We start from the raw sequence: 7,149 nt of genomic DNA, 5'->3' as shown, positions 1-7,149 counted from the left end.
GGTCCACTCTCCAAAGTGGACCACTGGCTCGACGATTTTCCTGACTTTTGGCCCGTTTTCGGCGATTTCCTGGGAGCTAGTGGTCCACTCGACGGAGTGGACCACTGGCTCGGGACCTTTCCTAGCTTTTGCCCTGGTTTCGGCGGTTGCTGAGAGAGTTTTCTAGCTATGGCGGCGACTTATTTGAGAGAATTTGCTGGCTTGTAAACTTAGCTCCCCTATTTATCTATTACATAGATAAATAGGGTACGAGTTAGCGAAATTACGTGTCCAAAACTAAACAAAAAAGGGGCGGGTGCCCCTTTTTCTTCCTATATATATTGATGAGCGGCCAACTGAGTGGCTACTAGCTTAGCCTGGAGGTCGGCACTTGCCTTGCCTTCTAGGCGCGTCAGGGGGTCTTTGGCAAAGTAACGGAGAGAGGCAACTACTTGCCCGCCGTTAACAAAGACTTCTAGTGAGCTAGCATCGAGCCAAAGGTCTAAGTGTTTGAGCTCCTCTTCTAGCTGCATATGGCGCCATTCTTGCAAGCCGGTTAGCCAGTTGAAGCGAGCTAAACTTAGGCGGCCTTGAGCGGCCTGGTATTTGACTGTCACGTTATCATCTAAGAAAAGTTCCCAATCTGCTAAGGTCTCAAAATCCACTTGCACTCTTTGCGCCCGGCCCGCCAAATCAAGGCGGAAGTCTGCCGTGGTCCAAGCCAGCGGTTGGCTAGCTCCTGCCAGGCCTGCCAACTCTGCAATCGGCGTCTGATAGAGTTTGCCATTTACTAGGCGTAACTGGCGCGGAATGGTCAGGTGATGAATCCAATCGTCCTGACGGGTTGGGATGGCGGCCTCTTGGTCAGGCCAGGTAATGCCCATCCAAGAGTATTGGATGACCCGGCCATCAGGCGCCACAAAGGACTGAGGCGCATAGTATTCAAAGCCACGGTCACATTCCTGCATATCCGCAAAGTCCGCATTATCCGGCAGGAAGCGACTAGTCTGACTATCCCAGGTCCCGACTAAGTAAGTGGTGTTAAAGATATTATGGTAGTTATCCCCAATTGGGTCGACCCCTTGAGGTGAGAAAATGAAGACGGCCTTGTCCTGGCCTGTCACCTCGTCCGTCAAGAAGACCATATCCGGGCACTCCCACATATAGCCCAGGGGCTGATCAAATTGGAAGATAGGACCGCGGTAGTCCCAGTCTTTAAGGTCTTTAGAGAAGAAGGCCACGGTATCGCCGGTCTTATCTAAGCGCTGGGCACCTAGCAACATCCACCAACCTTGGACGGTCGCATCATACCAGACCTTAGGATCCCGCACATGGCCGGTATAGTCCGGCAACTGCTCAGTCACAGGGCCTAATTTGGTGAAATGAATGCCGTCTGTCGAAGTGGCAATACATTGGTAGCTGGTCCGGCGACCTGCCTCATCCTTGGTATTGCCGGTATAGAAGAGGTAGAGCGTCTCCTCGTGGACGATGGCACCACCTGAATAGACCCCGTTCTTATCGAACCAGTCATCAGACTTGAGGGCTACCGGCAACTGCTCATAGGTCACGAAGTCCTTGGTCCGAACATGGCCCCAGTATTTGGTAGAGTGGTCGGTCGCATGCGGGTTATATTGATAGAAAATATGATAGTAACCCTGGAAATAGCAAAGCCCGTTGGGGTCATTGAGTAGTCCCTGCTCCGGCGTCAGGTGGAAGTGTTGGGCGTAAGGCCCTTTGTTGCGTCTTGACATGGCTGGTCCTCCTTTTTGATTATAGGCTAACTTCATTATAGCATAGCTGCCAGCAGGCACCTATGAAAACAGGACGAGTTGCCCCGTCCTGTCATAAGTCATGCTTGTGCTTAAGCTTGTTTGTCTTCTTTGTAACCGAAGGCGTAGGTCAAGCCGAACCCGATCCCGAAGCTGACTACCAGCACCAAGAGGTAAGCAAAGATATTGTTGAGGTAGAGTAAGACCCCTGGTAAAACAGTGACAGACATACCAGTCGCTGCCAATTTGAAGAGGCCTGCTAACCAACCACCCGCAGCCCCGGCAACGAGACCCATAACGAATGGCTTACCATAACGGAGGTTAACCCCGAAGATAGCTGGTTCTGTAATTCCTAGCAAGCAGGAAATACCTGAAGAGTATGCCAAGGCACGAACCTTGTGGTTAACTGTCTTGTAACCTACAGCGAAGGTTGCCCCTGCTTGCCCTGCCATGGCAGCAGTGAAGTAAGCATTCAGTGGGTTAGTCTTGTCGCCGTTAGTCAATAATTGTAATTCTAAGAAGTTGAAGATGTGGTGAATCCCGGTAACCACGATGATTTGTTGGACCCCACCGACGATGAGACCCGCTAAACCAAATGGTAAGGTCAAGATTTGCTTGGTTACATCCAGTACGACGGTTTCCAAGGAGTGGAAGACTGGCCCAATAGCGAAGAGACCCAAAATAGACATTACCAAGAAGGTTAAGAATGGTGTCACGATCAAGTCGAAGGTATCCTTAACGTGGTCATGGAGCCATTTTTCAAGTTTAGCCCCGATTAAACCGACGAAGAAGGCTGGTAAGACAGTCCCTTGATAACCTACGACTGGGATAAAGCCGAAGAAGGTTAAGGCTTGCGCATCCCCACTTGCTACTGCATAGGCGTTAGGCAAGGCAGGGTTGACCATCATTAAACCAAGGACAATCCCTAAGACAGGGTTGCCACCGAAGACCTTGAAGCTAGACCAAGCAACTAAGGCTGGTAAGAAGGCGAAGGCAGTATCGGTTAAGATTTGTGTATAGAGTAAGAAGTTTTGGTCGATTTGTTTAGGGTCGGTTAAACCGAAGAGGCCAATCACTTCTGGACGAGTGAGGACACCCCGAACCCCCATGAAGAGACCGGTTGCCACCAAGACAGGGATGATTGGTACGAAGACGTCCCCGAAGGTCCGAATCATACGTTGTAAGATATTACCTTGTGGCTTAACTTCTTCTTTTTGATCGGACTTGGTTACAGCGTTAACGCCCAAGGCTGATACTTCTTCATAGACCTTGTTAACCGTACCGGTTCCAAAGATGATTTGGTATTGACCAGAGTTGAAGAAAGCACCCATTACCTTGTCGGTATTTTCGATAGCTTCCTTATCAATTTTGGCTTCGTCTTTGACCATAACACGTAGACGAGTTGCGCAGTGTGCGACGCTAGAGATGTTTTCCTTACCACCTAGGTATTTGACAACATCTTGTGCGATTTCTTTAAATCCCATATGTGTTCCTCCTTCATTCAGATGAGACTAAAACAATAATTGCCTGTAGAAAAGAAACCGGTTCTCTCCTAAGCCTTATTATACTTGGAATAGAACCGGTGTCAATATCATTAAATGTGAAAATGAAATCGTTTAGTTTTCAATTTAGGCTAAACAGCTGTGACCGACTGTCTAATCACAAGGGAAGTTTCGAGCTTGCGTTTGGTGGCTGTCTCATGGCCCTGAATTCTGTCTAGCAGCATCTTGGTAGCAACATAGCCGGCATGACGATAAGGATATTCCACCGTAGTCAAACCAGGATAGATAGAAGAACCTAGGACATTATTGCCAAAACCAGCAAAATTAATTTGCTCTGGCACCTGATAGCCTGCCTCTAGGCAAGCCCGCATGGCACCAATGGCAATAATATCGGTCGCCCCCACAATCAGGCGTGGCTTATTGAGCAGCACTTGATCCCGCGTCACTTGGTAGCCATCCATGAGGTTGAAGCCACAGCTGTACTCGCGGAAGCTGGTATCCCCATACTTGAGGAATTCCTGCTTAATGGCATCCCGGCGCTTAATTCCCACAGCGGGGTCAGTCGTAGTCACCGTCAAGAAGTCCATTTCCCGATGGCCCATGGCATAGAGGTAGTCGGCCAGCTGGCGGCCCGCACTCTCCTCGTCGTAGTAAATGGTATTCTCGTCCAAGAATTCTTGACCAATGGTCACGATTGGCACCTGGACATTCTCAAGCAGTTCAATAATCCGGTTGTCGGTGTGGGACATGAGGAAGATGACCCCATCCATCTTGTTAACTTGGAAGGTTCTGAGGGCCTCTTCTTCCCGGCTAACCGAGAAATTAGAATTAATAATTAAAACCTGATAGTTGTGCTGACGGAAAACTTCGTCAATTTCACTCAGGATACAGTTGGCTGAAAAACTATCAAGCCGCGGTATGATCACGCCAATCATACGGCTCTCCTTGGCTTTCAAGCTTTGGGCAAAAGAATTAGGTACGTAGCCGGTTTGCTTAATCACTGCCTCAATCTTAGCAGCTGTTTTCCGGCTGACAGAACCCCCGTTCAAATGTCTAGAAACCGTACTTTTGGCAACACCTGCTAATTTTGCAATATCATTAATCGTTGTCATTGTTACCCTCCTAGCGATTATCTAGCCTTCGCTGGTAGTGAGTAGCATAGAGCTTATGACAAGTGCGTCTTAGACCGCCCCAAGGGCGTCTGGACTGTATCTTACTAAAAATCTCTTACGCTTGCTTCACTTACATAATTTCAAGATTATCTTACATTAAACCCAAGTAAATTTAAACAGAAAGTACAAAAAAATGTCAAAAGATTGTGCATTATGCCCTGCCCACAAACTTTTGACGCCTATTTACCGTGCTTGAATTCGTTTTATGACTTAGAAACCCGCCCACTAGCTCTATGGCTGGTGATCAGATTTGTTCGTTATAAACGCGTCCTTTCATCCACACGCAAGTCCCTGGGGACCAACGTCAAATTCTCACGATTCATCAGTTGCGTCAACACTCTTCACTTACTAGATTGCGGTCCTCACCCCTTTAACTTGTGCCGTTTTGAGCCTAAGCGGGCCCTCTCGCTTAATCAGCATATCTATCCGGCGCCACCCCATTGGGCTGGGTCACTGTCTGCCATTGACTGGCCAGACTGGGCAAGTTATCCACTAGCTCACAGGGGTATGGTGCTTGGGATAGACAGGTATTATAACTAACACCGGTCACATCCTCCCCTTCTCGTGATGAGTATTCAAGATATTGCAGTTTCAATTTTGGAACTAGTTCCATCAGAAACCGCTATTTTTACACTATTATTATGACATATTTATCTTGCTTTTACAAGTATCTTCTCGAGTCAGCTGTCAGGCCTTATTCCATCTAAAAAAATACGAAGCTAAGTATCGGCACTTAGCTTCGCAGAGGAGAATGACCCTAATGATTAGGGATGAAAGCCGCCTGTCACAGGAGTGACAAGGGCTGCCGTGGCAGTTTGGGTCGTCCCGTCCACCTGGATGGTGTAGGTCTGACCGTCTACTAGGTCGGCACTCGACATAATGACCGCTTGGAAATCCTTGCTGGCTGTCTGATGTGCCACTTCCTTGCCATTGGCATCGAGGATGATCAGGGTTTGGCCTGCCGTCCCTGCTATGTTAGCAGTGATAGAAGCCTGGGTGGATTCTTGGGCGAAACCTTGCAGCATGTCAGAGGTCCCTAGGGCCCAGACCGTGCCACCTGTGATAGTAATGTCGCCCGATGCATCGAGGGGGCCATTGCCGTCATGGACTGAGCCATTGACGACTAGGCTACCGCCACTAATAGTGACCGTCCCGTTAGAATCAATGCCGTCACCTTCTGCATCAACGGTGAGGGTCCCACCTTCAAGGATGATTTGTAGGCTTGGGTCACTTTCTTCCTGGCCTCCTGGCGGCATGCCACCAGGTCCTTGCCCATCTTGTGGTGGCTGCCCGCCTTGTGGCGGGGCTTGGCCAGCGGGTGGTGCTGGCGGTGTTTGGTTCTTGTCCTCGCTGGCTTGGTCGGGCTGACTGGTAGCTGCTGGGTCGGCAGCGGCCTGACTGTCGGGAGCGCTGGCGGTGGCTGAATCACTAGTGGCCTGGCTAGCAGAAGAGCTGGTGTCAGCTGAATTGCTTGTGGCGCTAGCTTCGGTAGTCTTGCTTGTAGCGCTTGTGTCACTTGTCTTGCTAGAGGAGCCTGCCGAAGCGTTGACCCCGTCATCGCTACTCTTGATGGTGACATCGCCGCCTAGTTGACGGATGACACGCGCTTCGAGTCCTTCCTCACTTTGGCTCACGGTGATGGTCCCGCCTTTAATAGTCAATTCATTGCCGGCATCCACCCCATCTTCGGTGGCGGCAATACTTAATTGCGTTGGATTGAGGCTAATATTAGCTCGTTCGGTCGTCTCGTCATGCTCCGCATGGAGGCCGTCTTTGCCTGCTTCAATGGTCAGAGTGGCCGCCTCAATATCGAGGGCTCCCTCGGCCTTGAAGCCATGGTTGGCGGCCTTGACGGTATAGGTCCCGCCTAACACCTTGAGGTCGTCTTCCACCTCTAAGGCATTCTTGGTAAGGGCCGTGAGGGTCAAGCTGCCTGTCCCGTTGAGGGTCAGAGGCACCTGACTGTGGATGGTGGCTTTGACCTTTTCATCGTCGCTGGCCTGGCTTTCTGTCAAAGCATTCTGGCTGCCTTCCGCTAGGCTGATGACGACTTCTTGGGCTTTGTTAATTTGAAGCAGGCTACCTTCCCCTTCTATGGTCAGTTTTTGAAAGACTAAGTGGACCTGGTCAGCGTCAGCAGCCTCTACCACTAGCTTGATATTCTTGCCGCTACCGGTCAGGACGTAGGTGCCGGCCTGGGTGATGGTCAGCGTCTGGTCGCTGAAGCTGGCGCCTTGCCCTGTGACGGTGGCCGTTTGATCAGCCAAAGTCACCTGAGTAGCCTGGCTCTCATCATAGCTCGTTTGGGCCTGGAAACTGGTCACTGACTGACTTTCCTGCGTGCCCGACTGGGCTAAGGCTGGATAAGCCAGGGACATACTGGCGGTTAGGCTGATTAGGGTGGCGATAGTAATTCTTCTTCTCATGATATGGACCTCCCTTATTGGTCTTGCGTGTAGTAATCTTAGATTGTTTTAATAATGGGTTAAGTGATAGTCAGACGTCCCCTCTATCACTTAACTTGATTTTAGTATAGAGGCCCTAGTTAAAATTTACTTAAAATGCTGAAGGGAATTTTTTTAGGTTAGGGAAAATAGGTCGGGCTTGGAAAGCTCATTTTCCCTGGTCTTCCCGAGTCAGTGGGCCACTGACGCTTCATGAACTCCTTGGCTTTGTCCATTTTCTGCCTCTTCGCCTCGAGCTAGTGGTCCCCTCTCCAGAGTGGAC

4 protein-coding genes and 1 pseudogene are annotated in these 7,149 nt (G+C 49.9%); all 5 read right to left on the bottom strand.

Annotation, left to right across the window (positions count from 1 at the left end; translation table 11 throughout):
• Positions 1-311 precede the first annotated feature (311 nt).
• Entirely contained in the window at positions 312-1,730 is a 1,419-nt protein-coding gene (locus HMPREF3093_RS07195) for a glycoside hydrolase family 32 protein (protein ID WP_070756317.1), read from the bottom strand.
• 125 nt (positions 1,731-1,855) lie between these two features.
• Positions 1,856-3,232: pseudogene (locus HMPREF3093_RS07190) on the bottom strand (sucrose-specific PTS transporter subunit IIBC); the annotation flags it as partial.
• A 149-nt stretch (positions 3,233-3,381) separates the two neighbouring features.
• Positions 3,382-4,362: a LacI family DNA-binding transcriptional regulator gene (locus HMPREF3093_RS07185; RefSeq protein ID WP_070756315.1), complete on the bottom strand. Its 981-nt coding sequence runs from the start codon at positions 4,360-4,362 to the stop codon at positions 3,382-3,384.
• A 469-nt stretch (positions 4,363-4,831) separates the two neighbouring features.
• Positions 4,832-4,972 (bottom strand): hypothetical protein, encoded by a 141-nt coding sequence (locus HMPREF3093_RS09730; protein WP_180363283.1) that lies wholly within the window; start codon positions 4,970-4,972, stop codon positions 4,832-4,834.
• Positions 4,973-5,186: 214 nt separating this feature from the next.
• Positions 5,187-6,848, bottom strand: coding sequence for a carbohydrate-binding domain-containing protein (locus tag HMPREF3093_RS07180; RefSeq protein ID WP_070756314.1), 1,662 nt, complete (start codon positions 6,846-6,848; stop codon positions 5,187-5,189).
• Positions 6,849-7,149: the final 301 nt, after the last annotated feature.

The organism is Abiotrophia sp. HMSC24B09, from assembly GCF_001815865.1.
Taxonomy (GTDB): Bacteria; Bacillota; Bacilli; order Lactobacillales; family Aerococcaceae; genus Abiotrophia.
Note: the sequence above shows the minus strand (reverse complement) of the source record. Positions and strands in the feature narration are given on the sequence as shown.